The sequence below is a fragment of the Agromyces sp. NPDC055658 genome (assembly GCF_053618155.1).
The window spans coordinates 1-1,427 of record NZ_JBSHHD010000099.1; the positions used below are offsets into that span (position 1 = coordinate 1).

Sequence of the window (1,427 nt, forward strand, 5' to 3'; positions counted from 1 at the left end):
CGGCCGGCCGTCGTATCCGCCGGAGACGATCGACTGGCTGCTCCCCGAGGGTGCCCAGGACGTGCTGGACCTTGGCGCAGGCACCGGCAAGCTGACCACCCGGCTCGTCGAACGCGGGCTGGATGTGATCGCCGTCGATCCCATCCCGGAAATGCTTGAGCTGCTGTCGAACTCACTGCCGGACACCCCGGCACTGCTGGGCACGGCCGAGGAGATCCCACTGGCCGACAACAGCGTCGACGCGGTGCTGGTGGCCCAGGCCTGGCACTGGTTCGACCCCGAGCGGGCCGTCAAGGAGGTCAGCCGGGTGCTGCGCCCCGGCGGCCGGCTGGGTCTGGTGTGGAACACGCGCGACGAAAGGCTGGGCTGGGTCAAGGATCTGGGCCGGATCATCGGCCCCGAACATGATCCGTTCAACAACGAGGTGACGCTGGCCGAGCCGTTCGGAGAGATCGAACGACATCAGGTGGAGTGGACGAGTTACCTGACACCCCAGGCCCTCATCGATCTGGTGGCCTCTCGCAGCTACTGCATCACCTCACCCGAGCAGGTGCGTACCCGGACGCTGGAACAGGTCCGCGAACTGCTGGCCACGCACCCGGCGCTGGCCAACTCGTCGGGGCTGGCGTTGCCCTACGTCACGGTGGGCATCCGGGCCACTCTGGCCTAGCCCGTCGGGCGGCCGAGGATGAACTCGCCGATGACGGCGGTGCCGGGGCCCAGCCTGGCGCCAGGACCCGGGGCGGCCGATGCCGTCGCCGCGTCGAGTTCGCCTCCGCACTGCGCACACACGGTCTTGGCCGTCGTGACGCGACCGCATTCGCTGTGGACGATCAGCGCCGGCGGTCCGTCCGCGTCAGCCAGCCATTTGTCCCCCCAGGCGAGCAGTGTCGCGATCACCGGGTACAGATCGCGTCCCTTGTCGGTGAGCAGGTACTCGTAACGCGGCGGCGCACTCTGGTACTGGCGTCGTTCCACCACGCCGTGGCGTTCGAGTTCGTCCAGACGAGCGGCCAGGATGTTCGACGCGATACCGAGATCGCGCCGGATGTCCTCGAACCGCGTCATCCCCGCGAACAGGTCGCGCAGGACCAGCGGCGTCCACCGCTGCCCCACCACCTCGACAGCCCGTGCGATCGAGCACGAGATGTCGCTGAAGGACTGTTTCGGCACCCCTCAACCGTAGTCCATTGCAATTCGCAATGAACTGCGGTTGAGTAGGTTGCAAATCGCAATCCAGATGAGGACAGGGCATGACAACGACTACCGATTCGGTCGCCGCGTTCTGCGACGCCACCCGCACCAACGACCTCGACTCGCTCGTCGCGACCCTCGCGCCCGACGCAGAGCTGGTCTCACCGCTCTCCGGCCGAATGGTGTTCCGGGGGCATGACGATCTTCGGCAGCTCCTCGGCACGGTGTACGGG

2 protein-coding genes are annotated in these 1,427 nt (G+C 67.3%); one reads left to right on the forward strand and one right to left on the reverse strand.

Translation table 11 applies throughout. The annotated features are described in order from the left end of the window. Positions 1 to 670 (forward strand): class I SAM-dependent methyltransferase (locus ACWGPE_RS18785; RefSeq protein ID WP_452049278.1); only part of this gene is annotated, 670 nt, incomplete at its 5' end. On the opposite strand, the gene ACWGPE_RS18790 is transcribed toward ACWGPE_RS18785, so the two are convergent. Continuing rightward, positions 667 to 1,173 (reverse strand): winged helix-turn-helix transcriptional regulator, encoded by a 507-nt coding sequence (locus ACWGPE_RS18790; RefSeq protein ID WP_452049279.1) that lies wholly within the window; start codon positions 1,171 to 1,173, stop codon positions 667 to 669. The two genes, ACWGPE_RS18785 and ACWGPE_RS18790, sit on opposite strands and share 4 nt — an antisense overlap. Positions 1,174 to 1,427 lie beyond the last annotated feature (254 nt).